This window comes from Streptomyces sp. NRRL S-378 (assembly GCF_000720645.1).
GTDB lineage: Bacteria > Actinomycetota > Actinomycetes > Streptomycetales > Streptomycetaceae > Streptomyces.
The window spans coordinates 1-17,368 of the sequence record NZ_JOBX01000018.1; the positions used below are offsets into that span (position 1 = coordinate 1).

Sequence of the window (17,368 nt, forward strand, 5' to 3'; positions counted from 1 at the left end):
CCCCCGCCCCCTCGCCCCTACGCCCGTACCGCCGGGGTGATCGTGGTTTCTGCCGGGCCTCGGGTGTCCGCCTCGCGTTGGCGTTCCGCGCTGTCGCTGATGCGGAGGAGGAGGGCGATCATGACCCAGTTGGCCAGGAGGGACGAGCCGCCCTTCGCCAGGAAGGGCAGGGCCTTGCCCGTCAGGGGGATCAGGCCCGTGACGCCTCCGGCGACCACGAAGACCTGGAGCGCCAGTGCCGAGGCCAGGCCCACCGCCAGCAGTTTGCCGAAGGGGTCGCGGGCGCCGAGCGCCATCCGGAGCCCGCGCTGCACGAGGAGCGCGTAGAGGATCAGGACGGCCATGACCCCGGCCAGGCCGAGCTCCTCGCCCACCGTCGTGAGGATGAAGTCGCTGCGGCCGGCGAACTTGATCAGTTCGGGGTGCCCCAGCCCGAGGCCGGTCCCGGAGATGCCGCCCGTACCGAAGCTGAACAGCGCCTGCGCCGACTGGTCCGAGGTGACGCCCGGGGGAGGGGTGTCCCAGTAGACGGAGAGCGGGTTCAGCCAGGCCGCCACGCGCGCCTTGACGTGCGGCTCCGTCGAGCCGACCACGAAGGCGCCCGCCGAGGCCATGAGGACGCCGCACACGATCCAGCTGGTGCGCTCGGTGGCGACGTACAGCATCACCACGAAGACGCCGAAGAAGATCAGCGACGTTCCCAGGTCGCGCTCGAAGACCAGCACCAGCATCGAGAGGATCCACACGGTGATGATGGGTCCGAGCTGGCGCATCGGAGGCAGCCGCATGCCGAGGAACTTCCGGCCGGTCAGGGCGAGGGAGTCCCGGTGGACGACCAGGTAGCCGGCGAAGAAGATCGCGATCATGATCTTCACGAATTCGCCGGGCTGGATCGAGAACCCGAAGAGGATGATCCACCTCTTGGCGCCGTACGTGTCCGCGCCGAAGAACGCCGGGGCGATCAGCAGCACCAGCGCGACCGCCATCGTGATGTAGATGAACCGCTGGAGCAGCCGGTGGTCGCGCAGCAGGGCCAGTACCGCGATGCAGGCGGCGACGCCGACCACCGTCCACAGCAGCTGGCCAGGGGCGTTCGCGTCCGAGTTGTACCGCTCGATGTAGCCCTGGTCGAGCCGGTGGATCAGTACGAGCCCCAGCCCGGTCAGCAGCATGGCCAGCGGGAAGACCAGCGGGTCCGCGTAGGCCGCGAAGCGGCGCACGCCCAGGTGCCCCACCAGTGACAGCAGCGTCATGCTGATGGCGAAGTAGGCGAGGTTGGGCGGGAGCTCGCCGTTCATCGCGAGGCCCGCGGCGGCGTGCCCGAAGACGGCGATGGCGATGACGAAGGCGAGGAGCAGCGCCTCGGTGCGACGGCGGGCGCCCGCCGTCGTCAGGGGCCTCAGTCCACGCACGGGATGCCGCCACCGTCCTGGAGGGCGGACGGGGAGGGCGGGGAGGAGGGCGGGGGTGACGCCTCACGCGCCCCCGGCGTGGCGCCGGGCGCGCCGGGCGCGCCGGCCGAGACGCTCGGTGCGCCGGGGCTTGCGGAAGCCTTGGGTCCGATCTGCTCTGCAATGAGGCGCTTTATCTTCATATCATCTACGACGTTGATGTCCTCCCCGAGGTTCCGTCCGAAGCGCTCCGCGGGAAGTGTCGTGACCGCACCCTGCCGCCGGACAGGTTCTTCGCCTGCTTCGCGAACGACAGCAGGTCCCACTCCTGGTCGGTGGCCACGTCCTGTTTCGCTGCGCCGATCAGCTTGATCAGCTTGATCAGCTTCACCGGCTCGGTGAAGGTCCCGGCGGAGTTGAGCTCCTTCGTCGCGCCCGCGGGGGATGCCTGCTGCCGCTTCGTACGGCCGGGGTGTTGTTCGGGCGGAGCCGTGGCGTGGGGTGGGGGCACGGCGGAGTGTCCCCGCAGGACGAGCGCGCAACCCAGCCCGTCTGCCCACCGCAAGGCCGCACGCGCCGAGCCGAGGAGACGCTCCGCCGGGGCGCCCCCCCACACCGCACATCACCGCCCCGCAGGAACCGTGGCCACCCTCGGCGGGAGCCGGTCGGCAGCGGACCCGGACAGGACACCGCGGCCGAGAATTGGCACTCCGCTTGACCGAGTGCTAATCGCCGGAATAGTCTCGCACCTGGCACTCACCCCCGGTGAGTGCCAACACAGCGACAGGCAGGTCCGGCACCCGCGACGACGGATCGACCTGGTCGCCACCTCAGACAGTTAACCCCGGATCTCCGAAGGGGGAGGTCGGACAGTGACGACCGCCAGCTCCAAGGTTGCCATCAAGCCGCTTGAGGACCGCATTGTGGTCCAGCCGCTCGACGCCGAGCAGACCACGGCCTCCGGCCTGGTCATCCCGGACACCGCGAAGGAGAAGCCCCAGGAGGGCGTCGTCCTCGCGGTCGGTCCGGGTCGCTTCGAGGACGGCCAGCGTCTCCCGCTGGACGTCACCGTTGGCGACATCGTGCTGTACAGCAAGTACGGCGGCACCGAAGTGAAGTACAGCGGCGAGGAGTACCTCGTCCTCTCGGCTCGCGACGTGCTCGCGATCGTCGAGAAGTAATTTCGCTTCACAGCACTGCTTTGAGCTGCGCCCCTGGTCACCCCGCTGATTGCCGGGCGGCGAGGGGCGCAGCCCGTTAAACCGAGTTTTCGAGAGGGCTGAACCGCTCCCATGGCGAAGATCCTGAAGTTCGACGAGGACGCCCGTCGCGCCCTCGAGCGCGGCGTCAACAAGCTTGCCGACACGGTCAAGGTGACGATCGGCCCCAAGGGCCGCAACGTCGTCATCGACAAGAAGTTCGGCGCCCCCACCATCACCAACGACGGTGTCACCATCGCCCGCGAGGTCGAGCTGGACGACCCGTACGAGAACCTGGGCGCGCAGCTCGTGAAGGAGGTGGCGACCAAGACCAACGACATCGCGGGTGACGGCACCACCACCGCCACCGTGCTGGCCCAGGCGCTGGTCCGCGAGGGTCTGCGCAACGTCGCCGCCGGCGCTTCCCCGGCCGCCCTGAAGAAGGGCATCGACGCCGCGGTCAAGGCCGTGTCCGAGGACCTCCTCGCGACCGCCCGCCCGATCGAGGACAAGTCCGACATCGCCGCCGTGGCCGCGCTCTCCGCGCAGGACGCCCAGGTCGGCGAGCTCATCGCCGAGGCGATGGACAAGGTCGGCAAGGACGGTGTCATCACCGTCGAGGAGTCCAACACCTTCGGCCTGGAGCTGGAGTTCACCGAGGGCATGGCCTTCGACAAGGGCTACCTCTCCCCGTACATGGTCTCCGACCAGGAGCGTATGGAGGCCGTCCTCGACGACCCGTACATCCTGATCAACCAGGGCAAGATCTCCTCGATCCAGGACCTCCTGCCGCTGCTGGAGAAGGTCATCCAGGCCGGTGGCTCCAAGCCGCTGCTGATCATCGCCGAGGACGTCGAGGGCGAGGCGCTCTCCACCCTCGTCGTCAACAAGATCCGCGGCACCTTCAACGCGGTGGCCGTCAAGGCCCCGGGCTTCGGTGACCGTCGCAAGGCGATGCTGCAGGACATGGCCACCCTCACCGGTGCCACCGTCATCGCCGAGGAGGTCGGTCTCAAGCTCGACCAGGCCGGTCTGGACGTGCTGGGCTCCGCCCGCCGCGTGACCATCTCCAAGGACGACACCACCATCGTCGACGGCGCGGGCAGCTCCGACGAGGTCCTCGGCCGCGTGAACCAGATCAAGGCCGAGATCGAGGCCACGGACTCGGACTGGGACCGCGAGAAGCTGCAGGAGCGCCTGGCGAAGCTCGCCGGCGGCGTCTGCGTCATCAAGGTCGGCGCCGCCACCGAGGTGGAGCTCAAGGAGAAGAAGCACCGTCTCGAGGACGCCATCTCCGCGACCCGCGCCGCGGTCGAGGAGGGCATCGTCTCCGGCGGTGGCTCCGCGCTCGTCCACGCCGTCAAGGTCCTCGAGGGCAACCTCGGCCTGTCGGGCGACGAGGCCACCGGTGTCGCGGTCGTGCGCCGCGCCGCCGTCGAGCCGCTGCGCTGGATCGCCGAGAACGCGGGCCTCGAGGGCTACGTCATCACCTCGAAGGTCTCCGAGCTCGACAAGGGCCAGGGCTTCAACGCCGCCACCGGCGAGTACGGCGACCTGGTCAAGGCCGGCGTCATCGACCCGGTGAAGGTCACCCGTTCCGCGCTGGAGAACGCCGCCTCCATCGCCTCCCTGCTGCTCACGACCGAGACCCTGGTCGTCGAGAAGCCGGCGGAGGACGAGGGCGACGCCGGTCACGGCCACGGTCACGGCCACAGCCACTGATCGCGTTCCACGTCGAAGGCCCCGTTCCGCAGTCGCGGAGCGGGGCCTTCCCCGTGTTCGGGTCTCAGGTTCCGTAGGGCATTCCGGTCCCGCCCATCTGGCGTTGCAGGGCCCCGGGGTTGTAGTGCCACCAGCCCTCGATGATCTCTCCGTTCGCGCACCGGAAGGTCGTGGTCCCGGACATCTCGTACGTCTTGCCGGTCGGTGCGACCCCCATGAACTCGCCCTTGTGGGTGCCGCGCCAGTTCCACACCGTCGTGACCATGTCGCCCTCGGCCACCTGGGCCACCGGCTCGAAGGTCATGTCGAAGCTCGCGCGCCACATCTCCATGTCGGAGCGCATGCCCTCGCGCCCGACGACGGTGGGCTCCTCCTTGCTGGCGTCGTGGTCGATGTAGTTCGTCGCGAAGCACTCGTCGAGGACGCTCATGTCGCCGGCCATGGCGGCTTCCTGGAACACCCGGTTGCAGAGCTGTTTGTTGAGGTGCTCGTCGCGGACCACGTCGAGGTTCATGAACGTCGGCATTCCCTCGCAGAGGGCCACCATCTCCTGGAACATGCGGTCCGTCTCGGGCAGCTGAGAGTTCTTCATCGCCTCCTCGTACGAGGAGAATTCCACCATGTCCACGTAGTGGTTCCGGGCCTCGCGGTCCTGGCCGATCATCGTGTGCGTGGCGGTGCGCCTGCCGCTGCTCTGTTCCGCCCAGCGGTCTATGAGCGCGTTCATCTCATCGAACCGCGTGGTTTCATAATCGATCACTTGTACGAATGTCATCGCGTCGCCTCCCGCTGGAGATGGGAACATGTCCATTTTAGGGAGATTTGGCCCGTTTGGCGGCTTCGGTGGGGCCCCGTCAGGGCCTTACCGGCGGGTCACGAACGCTACTGCGGCCCGTACTTGCGGCCCGTGCGCGAGGACACCCCGCCCAGCAGCCCGCGCGGGGTCAGCTTCACCACGCCCATCAGGGCCTTGTACCGCGGGTCCGGGATCGACACCGTCTTACCGCGCGCCAGGTCGGCCAGGGCCGCCGCCACCAGCTTGTCGGCGTCCAGCCACATCCAGCCGGGGATGTTGTCCGTGCCCATGCCGGCGCGCTGGTGGAACTCCGTCCGTACGAAGCCGGGGCACAGGGCCATCAGCCGGACCCCGGACCCCGCCATGTCCCGCGCCGCACCCTGGGTGAACTGCACGACCCAGGCCTTGCTGGCCCCGTACGTACCCCGGGGTACGAAGGCGGCCACCGAGGCCACGTTGATCACGCCGCCGCGGCCGCGCGAGCGCATCGACTCCGAGGCCGCCGAGGTCAGCCGCAGCACCGCCTCGACGTGCACCTTCAGCATGGTCAGCTCGTCGGCCATGGAGACCTCGAGGTAGCGGCCCTTGTTGCCGAAGCCGGCGTTGTTGACCAGCAGGTCCACGGGGTGCGTGCGGTCGCCGAGGCGCTTCTCGACCGCCGCGATGCCCGCCTCGGTGGAGAGGTCGGCGGCCAGTGCCTCGGCCTCGATGCCGTGCCGGTCGTGCAGCTCGGTGGCCTGCTCGCCGAGCCGCTTCGTGTCGCGTGCGACCAGCACCAGGTTGTGGCCCTGGGCGGCGAGTTTGCGTGCGAAGGCGGCGCCGATGCCCGCCGTGGATCCCGTAATCAGCGCAGTCGTCATAGGCGCAACCTAGCCGCCCCGGACGACAGCGCTAACGCGCCCCGGCCCCGGCCCCGTACTTCTCCACGTACTGGCGGACGGTCTCGTGCGCCTCCGGCTCCATCGCCGCGCCCGCGGCGAGGGTGCGCGGCAGCAGGGTGCGCTCGGTGGTGAAGGCGCGGAACCACAGCTGCACCGTCACGTCGTGGTCCGGCCGGTGGATGATCTCGATGGAGTCGCCGGGGGAGACCGAGCCCTCCTGGATCACCCGCAGGTACGCGCCCGGCCGGGCCTCCCGGGTGAACCGCTTCACCCAGCCCGCCTCGCCCAGCGCCCCCTGGAAGGTGCGGCACGGGATGCGCGCCGAGGCCACTTCCAGGACGAGGTCCGCGCCGACCCGCCAGCGGTCGCCGAGCCGTGCGGCGTTCAGGTCGATGCCGGAGGTCGTGAAGTTCTCGCCGAAGAGCCCGCCGGGCAGCTCGCGGCCCAGCTCCTGCTCCCACAGGTCGAGGTCCTCGCGGGCGTACGCGTAGACGGCCTGGTGGTCGCCGCCGTGGTGGCGGCGGTTGCAGATGGCGTCGCCCTCCAGACCGCTGCCCAGGCCGGTGGCCTTGTCGCCGGGGGCGAAGACGCGGACCGGCCCGGGGACGGGACGCTTGCCGATGCCCGTCACCCCGCTCTCCGCGTCGGTGTGCTCGGAAGGCGTGGCGGTGCCGACGTTCACGGAGATCAGATGCATGGGGCCCATGAGCACAGGCTAACCGCGCGGCCCCAAAGCGTCACGGGGGTATTCGCGCAGCGATGAAAGAGGGGCTTATGCTCGAAGGGTGATCGAGGCACGTCATCTCCGGGTACTGCGCGCCGTCGCCGGGACCGGGTCCTTCTCCGCCGCCGCGCGCGAACTCGGCTGCACCCAGCCCGCCGTCTCCCAGCAGATGAAGGCGCTGGAACAGTCGGCCGGCACCCCGCTGCTCATCCGCACCGGCCGCGAGATGCGGCTGACGCAGGCGGGCGAGGCCCTGGTGCGGCACGCCGCCGGGATCCTGGCCGGGCTGACGGCCGCCGAGGAGGAGGTCGCGGCCATCGCCGGGCTGCGCGCCGGCCGGGTGCGGCTCGTGTCCTTCCCCAGCGGCAGCTCCACCCTGGTGCCGACCGCGCTCGCGGCGATGCGTGCCGAGCACCCGGGCACCCGTATCTCGCTGGTCGAGGCCGAGCCGCCGCGGTCGGTGGAGATGCTGCGCGAGGGCGACTGTGATCTGGCACTGGCCTTCCGCTACGGCGGGGCGGCCGGGTCGGCGGCCGAGTGGGAGGACCTCGTGGTGCGGCCGCTGCTGACCGACCGGCTCGTGGGGCTGGTCCCGGAGGGACACGCGCTGGCCGGGGCGGAGCGCGTGGGCATGGCGGAACTGGCGGACGAGCCCTGGATCGCGGGCTGCCCGCGCTGCCGCCGCCATCTGGTGGAGGTGTGCGAGGACGCGGGCTTCACCCCGCGCATCGACTTCGCCACCGACGACTACCCGGCGGTGGTCGGCCTGGTGGGCGCGGGGCTGGGCGTCGCGGTGCTGCCGGAGCTCGCGGTGGAGTCCGTACGGGCCAAGGGCGTCAGCACGCTCGTCGTGGAGCCGGCCGTCGAGCGGGAGGTCGTGGCGCTGACCCTGCCCGACCTGGCCCGGGTGCCGGCCGTGGCCGCGACCCTGGCCGAGCTGGAGCGGGCGGCCGCGCGCTGACCGTACGCGCGGGGTGCGCGTACGGCCGAACGCGTGAAACCTGGAGCGGGCGGCGACACGCCCGGGCGTGCAAGTGGTGCGGAGGAAACGTTCCTTCCGTCGTTTCGTCGGCTCTCAGTGCGGCGCGGTCGGTCCGATCGCACTCGACGCGGGGATGAGTCGGTGCCGGGCGCGGCCCATCAGTTCCTCGCGTTCGTCCTCGGTGAGGCCGCCCCACACCCCGTAGGGCTCACGGACGGCGAGTGCGTGCGCGGCGCATTCCGAACGAACCGGGCATCGCATGCAGACCTCTTTAGCCGAGGCCTCGCGCGCGCTCCTGGCCGCGCCCCGCTCGCCTTCCGGGTGGAAGAAGAGGGAGCTGTCGACCCCGCGGCAGGCGGCTAGCAGCTGCCAGTCCCAGAGGTCGGCGTTCGGTCCGGGGAGGCGGGAGAAATCTGCCATTGGTAGTCCTCTTGGTGCCGGTACTGAGGCGGATACGGGTCCATGTCTCCAAGGGTCTCCACACCTACTGTCGGAGTAGATGTAAATATGACTCATTGGGAATCTAGCCTCAGACACGTGCCAAACGGAAGGAAAGCCGCCAAATAGGGCATAGCTCCAGATGGAGGACAGGCTGCGTGCGCCTCCGCCGTTGTGATCGCTTCCTCACGTAGAGTGCCGAAGGTGTCCGTCCGACCCGTAACTCTTTCGAGTGACCATCGTTGAGAGTGCGAAGGCGGTTGAACCAACGACTTCTCGGACAGATGTCCGGGGGCATCGACCGCACAGGTGACGATACGTACCAGCCTGGAGGCTCAAGGTGACGCGCATCAGCAGCTGCGGAGGGCGGTCATGACATCCGTCCTCGTCTGCGACGACTCCCCGCTTGCCCGAGAGGCGCTCCGTCGCGCGGTTGCCACCGTGCCCGGCGTCGAGCGTGTGACGACGGCTGCCAACGGCGAGGAAGTCCTCCGCCGCTGGGGCGCCGACCGCTCCGACCTGATCCTGATGGATGTACGGATGCCCGGGCTCGGCGGTGTGGAGACGGTCCGCCGCCTCCTCTCGGCCGACCCCGGCGCCCGCATCATCATGCTGACGGTCGCCGAGGACCTGGACGGCGTGGCCCTCGCGGTCGCCGCCGGCGCCCGCGGCTACCTGCACAAGGACGCCTCGCGCGCCGAACTGCGGGCCACGGTCACCCAGGCCCTCGCCGACCCGACCTGGCGACTGGCCCCCCGCCGGCTCCGCTCCGCCGAGATGGGCGCCGCGCCCACCCTCACCGCGCGCGAGATCCAGGTGCTGGAGGGCATGAGCCACGGCCGGTCCAACGCGGAGATCGGGCGCGAGCTCTTCCTCTCGGAGGACACGGTCAAGACGCACGCGCGCCGGCTGTTCAAGAAGCTCGGCGCCTCGGACCGCGCGCACGCCGTGGCGCTCGGCTTCCGCTGGGGTCTCGTCCGCTGACCCGGCCGTGGCCGGGCCCGGCCCGGTCCGCCGCAGACCGCGGATCGTCGAGAGCGGTCCCGTCCGCCACCGGTGGACGGGGCGGCGCGCCGCTCTTGCCGTCGCCCGGTGCCTCCCGGCGCCTCTTCTCGTCGCGGTAGCCCCGTCCCGCCGTACCCGGTGCGCACCCGGGGGTTGGCGGGGCACAATCCGGGGGACGTCTCGCTTCGTGCGCGATGCCGCATCCTTGAGGGTGTGGAGTCTCTCGGGGACTATTCGGCCGAGCGGGAGGGGAGGGCGCAGATGAAGAGTTCCGGCGCACCCGCTCATAACGCTTCGACGCACAACAAGGGCCACGGTGCCGCGGATGCTCCGGCGCCAAGGCACCATGGACGGATGCGCGACGACGAGGCCCTGGGGTCCCCTGCGGCCACAGGCCCCACCGGCGCCGCCGTCGGCGGCAGTGCCGGAGGCGTCAGCGCGCTCGTACGCCGCGCGGTGGAGGGTGACGAGCAGGCCACGCACGACCTGCTCGCCTTCGTGCACCCCCTCGCGATCCGCTATTGCCGCACCCGGCTGTCACGGCTCCCGGGTGACGCTCGCCACTTCGTGGAGGACCTGGCGCAGGAGGTCTGCGTCGCCGTCCTGATGGCGCTGCCGCGCTACCGGGACACCGGCCGCCCCTTCGAGGCCTTCGTCTTCGCCATCGCCGCGCACAAGGTCGCCGACCTGCAGCGGGCCGCCATGAGGCACCCGGGCAGCACGGCCGTGCCGTCGGACGAGATGCCGGAGCGGCCGGACGACTCGCTGGGCCCGGAGGAGCGCGCGCTGCTCAGCAGCGACGCCGCATGGGCCAAGAAGCTGCTGGCGAACCTGCCGGAGAACCAGCGCGAACTCCTCGTCCTGCGGGTGGCCGTCGGGCTGACCGCGGAGGAGACCGGTCAGATGCTCGGGATGTCCCCCGGAGCCGTGCGCGTGGCCCAGCACCGGGCGCTCAGCCGGCTCCGCGCGCTCGCCGAGCAGTAGGTCTACCCGTAGGAAACTACGAAACTTCTGGTTGACCTTGGTCGTGGAATGAGACGCGTCGCGATCCCGTTAGCATGGACATCCGCGCTGAGCAAGACCATTTGGGAAGGTGTCATGACTGCCGACGGAGTGCCCGACAAATTCGCCACGCTCGGACTGACCTACGACGACGTGCTGCTGCTGCCGGGCGCGTCGGACATGGCCCCGAACGACATCGACACCTCTTCCCTCATCTCCCGCAACGTGCGCGTGAACATCCCGCTGCTGTCCGCGGCCATGGACAAGGTCACCGAGGCCCGCATGGCCATCGCGATGGCCCGCCAGGGCGGCGTCGGCGTGCTGCACCGCAACCTCTCCATCGCGGACCAGGCCAACCAGGTCGACCTCGTCAAGCGTTCCGAGTCCGGCATGGTCACCGACCCGATCACGGTGCACCCGGAGGCGACCCTGCGCGAGGCCGACGAGCTCTGCGCGAAGTTCCGCATCTCCGGCGTCCCGGTCACCGACCCCGCGGGCAGGCTCCTCGGCATCGTCACCAACCGCGACATGGCCTTCGAGTCGGACCGCAGCCGCCAGGTGCGCGAGGTCATGACCCCGATGCCGCTGGTCACGGGCAAGGTCGGCATCTCGGGCGTGGACGCCATGGAGCTGCTGCGCCGCCACAAGATCGAGAAGCTTCCGCTGGTCGACGACGCGGGCATCCTCAAGGGCCTCATCACGGTCAAGGACTTCGTCAAGGCCGAGAAGTACCCGAACGCCGCCAAGGACAAGGACGGCCGCCTCCTGGTCGGCGCCGCCGTCGGCGTCGCCGGTGACGCGTACGACCGCGCCCAGGCCCTGATCGAGGCGGGCGCCGACTTCATCGTCGTCGACACCGCCCACGGCCACTCCCGGCTGGTCGGCGACATGGTCGCCAAGATCAAGTCGAACTCCTCCGTGGACGTCATCGGCGGCAACGTCGCGACCCGCGACGGCGCCCAGTCCCTGATCGACGCCGGCTGCGACGGCATCAAGGTCGGCGTCGGCCCCGGCTCCATCTGCACCACCCGCGTCGTCGCCGGCATCGGCGTCCCGCAGGTCACCGCGATCTACGAAGCCTCGCTCGCCGCGAAGGCGGCCGGCGTCCCGGTCATCGGCGACGGCGGCCTGCAGTACTCCGGCGACATCGCCAAGGCCCTGGTCGCCGGCGCCGACACGGTGATGCTCGGCTCGCTGCTCGCGGGCTGCGAGGAGTCCCCGGGCGAGCTGCTCTTCATCAACGGCAAGCAGTTCAAGTCCTACCGCGGCATGGGCTCGCTCGGCGCGATGCAGTCCCGCGGCGACCAGCGCTCCTTCTCCAAGGACCGCTACTTCCAGGAGGGCGTGGGCGGCGACGACAAGCTCATCCCCGAGGGCATCGAGGGCCAGGTGCCCTACCGCGGCCCGCTGTCCGCGGTCGTCCACCAGCTCGTCGGCGGCCTGCGCCAGTCGATGTTCTACGTGGGCGGGCGCACCGTGCCCGAGCTCCAGGAGAACGGCCGCTTCGTGCGCATCACCTCGGCGGGCCTCAAGGAGAGCCACCCGCACGACATCCAGATGACCGTCGAGGCCCCGAACTACAGCCGCAAGGGCTGAGCAGGCGCGACACTGAGGGGCGGACCCGGTCACCGGGTCCGCCCCTCTCGCATGGCGTCCGTACAGCGGTCACCGGAACGCGGCCCGCCGGGGTTCGGGGATACTGGACGGGCAGACCCAGAGGAAAGGCCACCACACGTGACTGAGATCGAGATCGGGCGCGGCAAGCGCGGCCGCAGGGCGTACGCGTTCGACGACATCGCCATCGTCCCGAGCCGGCGTACCCGGGACCCGAAGGAGGTCTCGATCGCCTGGCAGATCGACGCGTACCGCTTCGAGCTCCCCTTCCTGGCCGCCCCCATGGACTCGGTCGTCTCCCCGCAGACCGCCATCCGCATCGGTGAGCTCGGCGGCCTGGGCGTGCTGAACCTCGAAGGCCTGTGGACCCGCTACGAGGACCCGCAGCCGCTGCTCGACGAGATCACGGAGCTGGACGAGGAGTCGGCCACCCGCCGCCTCCAGGAGATCTACTCCGCGCCGATCCAGGCCGACCTGATCCGGCAGCGCATCAAGGAGGTGCGCGACTCCGGTGTCGTCACGGCCGCCGCGCTCTCCCCGCAGCGCACCGCCGAGTTCTCCAAGGCCGTCGTCGACGCGGGCGTGGACATCTTCGTGATCCGCGGCACGACCGTCTCCGCCGAGCACGTCTCCGGCGCCGCCGAGCCGCTGAACCTCAAGCAGTTCATCTACGAACTGGACGTCCCGGTCATCGTGGGCGGCTGCGCCACCTACACCGCGGCCCTGCACCTGATGCGCACCGGCGCCGCGGGCGTGCTGGTCGGCTTCGGCGGGGGCGCCGCGCACACCACGCGCAACGTGCTCGGCATCCAGGTCCCGATGGCGACCGCCGTCGCGGACGTGGCCGCGGCCCGCCGCGACTACATGGACGAGTCCGGCGGCCGCTACGTGCACGTCATCGCCGACGGCGGCGTGGGCTGGTCCGGCGACATCCCGAAGGCCGTGGCCTGCGGCGCCGACGCCGTGATGATGGGCTCCCCGCTGGCCCGTGCCACGGACGCGCCCGGCAGGGGCAACCACTGGGGCATGGAGGCCGTCCACGAGGACGTGCCGCGCGGCAAGAAGGTCGACCTCGGCACCGTCGGCACCACCGAGGAGATCCTCACCGGTCCCTCGCACAGCCCGGACGGCTCGATGAACATCTTCGGCGCGCTGCGCCGCTCGATGGCCACCACCGGCTACAGCGAGCTCAAGGAGTTCCAGCGGGTCGAGGTCACGGTCGCGGACTCCCAGCACCGCCGCTGATCCGCAGCCGGACGCACGTGACGAAGGGCCCGGCCCCCGCGACGGGGGCCGGGCCCTTCGGCGTGCCGGGATCCCGGCGCCGGGTCCTCAGCCTTCGCCGCGCCGACGCTTGCGCAGGTATTCGCTCCACGGATAGGCACAGATCGCGGTCAGCAGGGACATGAAGAAGACCGCGGCCCAGTCCGGGCCCTCGGGGCTCAGTTCCGGGTCGGTCTCGGCGAACGCGACGAGGCCGGTGGCGGCCGTGAGGATCACCGTGAGGGTGCCCAGCAGCCAGATCCACGCGGTGACGGCGCCGCTGCGGTCCGCCTTCCCGCTCGTACGCGGCCGGCTCCTCTCCGGGTCCGGCCGCGGGATCCGGGCCGGGTCGCGCGGCGGCATGCGGACCACGGAGGCGGGCGGAACACCGGCGTCCAGCGGGGCGAGGGCGCCGCCGGTCAGGTGGTAGAGGGTCGGTTCGACGGTGATGCTGAAGCCGTCCTCGCCGACGAGGTGGCGGCCGCCGTCGGGATAGACCTGCATGAGGGCGCACTCGGCGTACCGGACGGTCACCCGGCGGTTCGGTGTGACGAGGCTGATCCCGTCCTTCGCCACGAGCAGGGCGACCTTCCCGTCCTCCACGGCCGAGTAGCGGCGCCCGCTGACGATCTCCGGGGGAGCGGCGGCGGCGGTCAGGCCCGCCCAGTCCACGCCCCGCCCCGGCACCTGCACGAGGGCGTCCGCCCACACGTCGCGCGCGACACGGTGGAGGTCGGAAACGGTGACCGCCTCGATCTCGGCCCGCGCTCGGGCGACCGGCAGCCGGCGGTGACGCATCAGCAGGTTCATGGCGGCGGCCGGGAGCATCGACGCGGCGAGCTCCGGGCCGTCGAACTGCGCGAGCGCGGAGGCCCGTACGGAGTCCAGGTCGGCCTGCTCGATCCGGCCGGCCCGCAGCTTCGCGAGGACGTCGACGAAGGCGCCGACGAGTGCGTCCTGCTTCGCCGGGAGGGCGTCGGCGTACGCGAAGAGGGTGGCGTGGCCGGTGTCGCGCGGGTGGTACTCGGCGGAGGCGGTGTAGGAGTAGCCGCCCTTCTGGCGCAGCTCCCGGAAGAGCTCCTTGCCCAGGACGTCGGCGAACAGGCGCGCCGCGGTCGACCGGGGCAGGACCGAGCTGAGCACGACCACGCCGTCGGCGCCCTGGAAGTAGGCCGGGGTGGCGGGCAGGGCCGAGGTCGGCTCGGGTGCGGGCTGCCACTCGCCGGAGGGCAGTGTCAGGTCCAGGCCCTCGGGGAGGGTGTCACTGGTGATCCACAGGACCGCGTTCCCGGCGGTGAACCGGGTCCGGGCCCAGTTGCGGACGTCCTCGGCGGTGATCGCGGGCAGGCCCGTCTCGGCGCAGTCGACGAGCCCGTAGGAGCGGGCGCCGTAGCGCCACACGCCCATGCCGTCCGCGGCCCCGCAGCCGCGGCCTGCGGCTTCGGTGCGGAGGATCTCCTTCTCGGTCTCCAGCCGGTCCACCGGCAGGTCGCGCAGGGCGGCGCAGACCCCGTTCAGGTACTCGACCACGTCGTCGGCGGTGCCGGTGACGGCGAAATGGGTGTACGCGGCGGCGGTGGCGCCGTTGTAGTGGAGGTCGCTCAGGCCGTGCCGGTGCAGGGCGAGGTGCTCGACGAGGTGGGTGATCCCGCTGGTGGCGAGGGTCTCGTCGGCGCGGCCCACGCGGAAGAGGAGGCCCGCGGTGACGGGCCCGGAGCGGGGCGCCAGCAGCGTGCGCACGCCGTTCACGGTGGTCGTGGTGACCCCGTCCTCGTCGGTCGTGGTGGCGGTGGGCGCCGTCGTGGTGTCGATGTCCCTCTCCATGGTCCCTCAGCCCTTGGCCAGGGCGATCTTGCGGTGGCGTTCGAACTCGTTCTCGTGGTCGCCGCTCCCCAGGTAGCCCCACGGGAACTCGCTCGCGCGGTCGCCGAGGGCGCGGAAGTGCGGGGCCGCCGCGGCGTGGCGGGCAGCGGCGCTGTGCGCGGCGGCGAAGGCGCTGTGGGCGTCGACGGTGCGGAAGGCGTCGCGCCGGGAGGCGGGGTGGAGGACGGATTGGGCGGCCGCTTCGAGCCGCCGGGTCTGGTTGTCGAGGTCGCGCAGGTACGCCGACGCGGCGCCGGTGCTGGTCCGTTCGGAGATCTCCAGGTAGTTCTCCAGCTGGGCGATGGCGACCAGGGCTCCGTTCGGGCTGCCGTCGGGGGCCTTCGCCGCGCACTCCCGGGCGAAGCCGTGCGCGGCCTCCCAGCTGCCGCCCCACTTGGGGCAGAGCTGCTGGAGGAGCTGCGCCTGGCCGCTGTAGTGGTGCGGGTGGTGCTCGGCGAGCCGGTCGTAGCGGCGGCGGGTCTCGCCCGGGCCCAGTTCGAGGCCGCGCGAGGTGATGACCCGCAGGTACCAGGCCAGCGCGTACTGGGGGTGCTCGGCGCAGACGTCGATGAGCAGGATCTCGGCGCGCCGCAGGTGGGCGTGGAAGTCGTCGAACTGGCGCTGGGAGACGTGCTGGGCCCGGTGGCCGGTGCGGATGCCCCAGCCGATCTGGACGAGCCGGTCGGCGAGCAGCGTCCGGGGCAGCGGATCGTGCGGCAGGCGCTCCGCGGTCCGGCGCAGGAAGTCCTCCGCGCCGAGGGTCTCGGCGACGACCCGGCAGGCGAGCGCCCGGTCGTCCTCGTCGGGCAGTACGTCGAAGGAGGCGGCGACGGCGGTCCAGTCCTGGCGCCGGACGGCGGAGCGCAGGGCGGCGAGGGCCGGTATGCGGTCGGCGGGTTCGAACACGGGCGGACCGGGTGGGGTATGAGCGGGCACGCGCGGATCATAGGGACCCGTACGGATCCCGTCGACCGGGATTCGCGGTTGCCGCCCGGTCCGTCGTGCCTGCTCAGCGCCCCGTGGCCGGCCGGTGCGGGTCAGTGGGCGGCCTTGGGGGCCGTCCGGGAGGCGGCGCATGCGCCGCTCGTGGAGCAGAGGATCGGGATCGGGTCGGTGTCGTCCACGGAGAACCGGTTCGGGTGCACGAGCCCCCGGTCGGGCATCGCCAGGGGGTTTCCTGTGCTCAGAGGCGGTGGGCGGCGCCCGCCGGGCCGGCGCCGCGGGTGTCCAGGAGGAGCTGGGCCTTCACCGCCAGGGCCTGCATGTCGTAGGTGCGGTGGTGCTGGAGCAGGATCGTCAGGTCGGCGTTGGCCGCGGCCTCGTAGAGGGACTCGGCGCGGGGGACCGGCCGGTCCCGGACCCGCCAGCCCGTGATGTACGGGTCGTGGTAGCTGATCAGTGCCCCGAGGTCGATGAGGCGGCTGGCGATCTCGCCGGCCGGGGAGCCCTCCTGGTCGGCGAGGTCGGGCTTGTACGTGACGCCGAGCAGCAGGACGCGGGCCCCGCGGGCGGACTTGCCGTGCTCGTTCAGCAGGGTGGCGGAGCGCTGGATGACGTACTGCGGCATCCGGTCGTTGATCTCCTGCGCCAGGCCGACCATGCGCAGCGGGTGGCCGGGGGTGCGGGTGGTGTGGGGGAGGTAGTTCGGGTCGATGGGGACGCCGTGGCCGCCGACCCCGGGGCCGGGGCGGAAGGCCTGGAAGCCGTACGGCTTGGTCTCGGCGCAGCGGATGACGTCCCACAGGTCGACGCCGAGGTCGTGGCAGAGCACGGCCATCTCGTTCATCAGGGCGATGTTGACGTGGCGGTAGTTGGTTTCGAGGAGCTGCACGGTCTCGGCCTCGCGCAGGCCGCGGGCGCGGACGACCTTCTCGGTGAGGCGGGCGTAGAAGGCGTGCGCGGACTCGGTGCAGGCGGGGGTGAGGCCGCCGATCACCTTGGGGGTGTTGGCGATGCCGTGCGTCCGGTTGCCGGGGTCGAGGCGGCTGGGGGAGTAGGCCAGGTGGAAGTCCCGGCCCGCGCGGAGTCCGGATCCCTCTTCCAGGATCGGCCGCAGGTAGTCCTCGGTGACGCCGGGGTGGGCGGCGGATTCGAGGATCACCGTGGTGTGGGGGCGCAGCCGTGCGGCGAGCGCGCGGCCCGCGCCGCCCACGGCGGAGAGGTCCAGTGCGCGGTCGGCGCCCAGCCGGGTGGGGGCGCAGATGACGGCCGTGCGGACCCGGCCGAGCTCGGCGGGGTCGGTGGTGACCCGGAAGCCGGCCGCCGACATGCGGCGGATCTCGGCAGCGGAGAGAGTGGAGTCGGTGACCGGGCCGCTCTCGTAGCCGACCGTCTCGATCCCGGCGGCGACGGCCGCCTGGGCGAGCGGAAGGCCGAGGTGGCCGAGTCCGATGACGGCGAGGTCTGCGGGCATGGGGATGCCGTCCCTTCCCTGGCGTGAGGGGGTGCCGCGCAAGTCCTCCCGAGGGCAGGGGAGCTGGCGCAATGT

General features: G+C 71.4%; 17 protein-coding genes. 7 read left to right on the forward strand and 10 right to left on the reverse strand.

Going from position 1 to position 17,368, the window contains the following annotated elements; translation table 11 throughout:
• Nucleotides 1-17: 17 nt before the first annotated feature.
• Both IH80_RS0115540 and IH80_RS40865 read right to left on the reverse strand, forming a co-directional pair.
• On the reverse strand, nt 18-1,412 hold the full coding sequence (locus tag IH80_RS0115540; RefSeq protein WP_037880089.1) for an FtsW/RodA/SpoVE family cell cycle protein: 1,395 nt from the start codon (nt 1,410-1,412) through the stop codon (nt 18-20).
• Nucleotides 1,413-1,599: 187 nt separating this feature from the next.
• Complete coding sequence (locus IH80_RS40865) at nt 1,600-1,902, reverse strand: hypothetical protein (protein ID WP_030960955.1); 303 nt, start codon at nt 1,900-1,902, stop codon at nt 1,600-1,602.
• 361 nt (nt 1,903-2,263) lie between these two features.
• Between IH80_RS40865 and groES the strand changes: the two genes are divergently transcribed.
• Together groES and groL are read left to right on the forward strand one after the other, a co-directional pair.
• On the forward strand, nt 2,264-2,572 hold the full coding sequence (gene groES, locus IH80_RS0115550; protein WP_030011064.1) for a co-chaperone GroES: 309 nt from the start codon (nt 2,264-2,266) through the stop codon (nt 2,570-2,572).
• 111 nt (nt 2,573-2,683) lie between these two features.
• Nucleotides 2,684-4,312 carry a chaperonin GroEL gene (gene groL / locus IH80_RS0115555; protein WP_030960956.1) on the forward strand — a complete coding sequence of 543 codons (1,629 nt, stop codon included), beginning with the start codon at nt 2,684-2,686 and terminating at the stop codon, nt 4,310-4,312.
• Nucleotides 4,313-4,376: 64 nt separating this feature from the next.
• Here groL and IH80_RS0115560 read toward each other — a convergent pair whose 3' ends face one another.
• From IH80_RS0115560 to IH80_RS0115570, 3 genes are all read right to left on the reverse strand, one after another.
• A complete protein-coding gene (locus IH80_RS0115560) occupies nt 4,377-5,087 on the reverse strand; it encodes an ester cyclase (RefSeq protein WP_030960957.1) in 711 nt (236 codons plus the stop codon).
• A 107-nt stretch (nt 5,088-5,194) separates the two neighbouring features.
• Nucleotides 5,195-5,968 carry an SDR family NAD(P)-dependent oxidoreductase gene (locus IH80_RS0115565; RefSeq protein WP_030960959.1) on the reverse strand — a complete coding sequence of 258 codons (774 nt, stop codon included), beginning with the start codon at nt 5,966-5,968 and terminating at the stop codon, nt 5,195-5,197.
• Nucleotides 5,969-5,999: 31 nt separating this feature from the next.
• Nucleotides 6,000-6,686, reverse strand: coding sequence for an MOSC domain-containing protein (locus IH80_RS0115570; RefSeq protein ID WP_030960961.1), 687 nt, complete (start codon nt 6,684-6,686; stop codon nt 6,000-6,002).
• Between the two features lie 88 nt (nt 6,687-6,774).
• On the opposite strand from IH80_RS0115570, the gene IH80_RS0115575 reads away from it, so the two are divergent.
• Nucleotides 6,775-7,674, forward strand: coding sequence for a LysR family transcriptional regulator (locus IH80_RS0115575; RefSeq protein ID WP_030960962.1), 900 nt, complete (start codon nt 6,775-6,777; stop codon nt 7,672-7,674).
• Between the two features lie 114 nt (nt 7,675-7,788).
• Here the strand turns inward: IH80_RS0115575 and IH80_RS0115580 are convergent, their stop codons facing one another.
• Nucleotides 7,789-8,115 carry a WhiB family transcriptional regulator gene (locus IH80_RS0115580; protein ID WP_030960963.1) on the reverse strand — a complete coding sequence of 109 codons (327 nt, stop codon included), beginning with the start codon at nt 8,113-8,115 and terminating at the stop codon, nt 7,789-7,791.
• A 390-nt stretch (nt 8,116-8,505) separates the two neighbouring features.
• Between IH80_RS0115580 and IH80_RS0115585 the strand changes: the two genes are divergently transcribed.
• The 4 genes from IH80_RS0115585 (at nt 8,506) to IH80_RS0115600 (ending at nt 12,999) form a co-directional block, all read left to right on the forward strand.
• Nucleotides 8,506-9,117, forward strand: a complete 612-nt coding sequence (locus IH80_RS0115585) for a response regulator transcription factor (protein WP_003948568.1) — start codon at nt 8,506-8,508, stop codon at nt 9,115-9,117.
• A 375-nt stretch (nt 9,118-9,492) separates the two neighbouring features.
• Nucleotides 9,493-10,122: a sigma-70 family RNA polymerase sigma factor gene (locus IH80_RS0115590; protein ID WP_030960964.1), complete on the forward strand. Its 630-nt coding sequence runs from the start codon at nt 9,493-9,495 to the stop codon at nt 10,120-10,122.
• A gap of 114 nt (nt 10,123-10,236) precedes the next feature.
• Entirely contained in the window at nt 10,237-11,736 is a 1,500-nt protein-coding gene (guaB, locus tag IH80_RS0115595) for an IMP dehydrogenase (protein ID WP_030960965.1), read from the forward strand.
• Between the two features lie 138 nt (nt 11,737-11,874).
• The gene (locus IH80_RS0115600) at nt 11,875-12,999 is read left to right on the forward strand and encodes a GuaB3 family IMP dehydrogenase-related protein (RefSeq protein WP_030960967.1); all 1,125 of its coding nucleotides are present in this window, start codon (nt 11,875-11,877) and stop codon (nt 12,997-12,999) included.
• Nucleotides 13,000-13,086: 87 nt separating this feature from the next.
• On the opposite strand, the gene IH80_RS0115605 is transcribed toward IH80_RS0115600, so the two are convergent.
• The 4 genes from IH80_RS0115605 to IH80_RS0115620 form a co-directional block, all read right to left on the reverse strand.
• Nucleotides 13,087-14,841 carry a M16 family metallopeptidase gene (locus tag IH80_RS0115605; protein WP_051809369.1) on the reverse strand — a complete coding sequence of 585 codons (1,755 nt, stop codon included), beginning with the start codon at nt 14,839-14,841 and terminating at the stop codon, nt 13,087-13,089.
• 6 nt (nt 14,842-14,847) lie between these two features.
• Nucleotides 14,848-15,816, reverse strand: coding sequence for a hypothetical protein (locus tag IH80_RS0115610; protein ID WP_030960971.1), 969 nt, complete (start codon nt 15,814-15,816; stop codon nt 14,848-14,850).
• Between the two features lie 101 nt (nt 15,817-15,917).
• The gene (locus IH80_RS46875; RefSeq protein ID WP_267883518.1) at nt 15,918-16,043 is read right to left on the reverse strand and encodes a hypothetical protein; all 126 of its coding nucleotides are present in this window, start codon (nt 16,041-16,043) and stop codon (nt 15,918-15,920) included.
• Nucleotides 16,044-16,063: 20 nt separating this feature from the next.
• Complete coding sequence (locus tag IH80_RS0115620; protein WP_030960973.1) at nt 16,064-17,293, reverse strand: nucleotide sugar dehydrogenase; 1,230 nt, start codon at nt 17,291-17,293, stop codon at nt 16,064-16,066.
• Nucleotides 17,294-17,368: the final 75 nt, after the last annotated feature.

Excerpts from the sequence above, each read along its gene's own strand:
- IH80_RS0115590 (WP_030960964.1), top strand. The coding sequence starts at position 9,493 with ATGCGCGACGACGAGGCCCTGGGGTCCCCTGCGGCCACAGGCCCCACC.
- guaB (WP_030960965.1), top strand. The coding sequence starts at position 10,237 with ATGACTGCCGACGGAGTGCCCGACAAATTCGCCACGCTCGGACTGACC.
- groL (WP_030960956.1), top strand. The coding sequence starts at position 2,684 with ATGGCGAAGATCCTGAAGTTCGACGAGGACGCCCGTCGCGCCCTCGAG.
- IH80_RS46875 (WP_267883518.1), bottom strand. The coding sequence starts at position 16,043 with ATGCCCGACCGGGGGCTCGTGCACCCGAACCGGTTCTCCGTGGACGAC.
- IH80_RS0115620 (WP_030960973.1), bottom strand. The coding sequence starts at position 17,293 with ATGCCCGCAGACCTCGCCGTCATCGGACTCGGCCACCTCGGCCTTCCG.
- IH80_RS0115570 (WP_030960961.1), bottom strand. The coding sequence starts at position 6,686 with ATGCATCTGATCTCCGTGAACGTCGGCACCGCCACGCCTTCCGAGCAC.
- IH80_RS0115565 (WP_030960959.1), bottom strand. The coding sequence starts at position 5,968 with ATGACGACTGCGCTGATTACGGGATCCACGGCGGGCATCGGCGCCGCC.
- IH80_RS0115580 (WP_030960963.1), bottom strand. The coding sequence starts at position 8,115 with ATGGCAGATTTCTCCCGCCTCCCCGGACCGAACGCCGACCTCTGGGAC.
- IH80_RS0115605 (WP_051809369.1), bottom strand. The coding sequence starts at position 14,841 with ATGGAGAGGGACATCGACACCACGACGGCGCCCACCGCCACCACGACC.
- IH80_RS0115585 (WP_003948568.1), top strand. The coding sequence starts at position 8,506 with ATGACATCCGTCCTCGTCTGCGACGACTCCCCGCTTGCCCGAGAGGCG.
- IH80_RS0115560 (WP_030960957.1), bottom strand. The coding sequence starts at position 5,087 with ATGACATTCGTACAAGTGATCGATTATGAAACCACGCGGTTCGATGAG.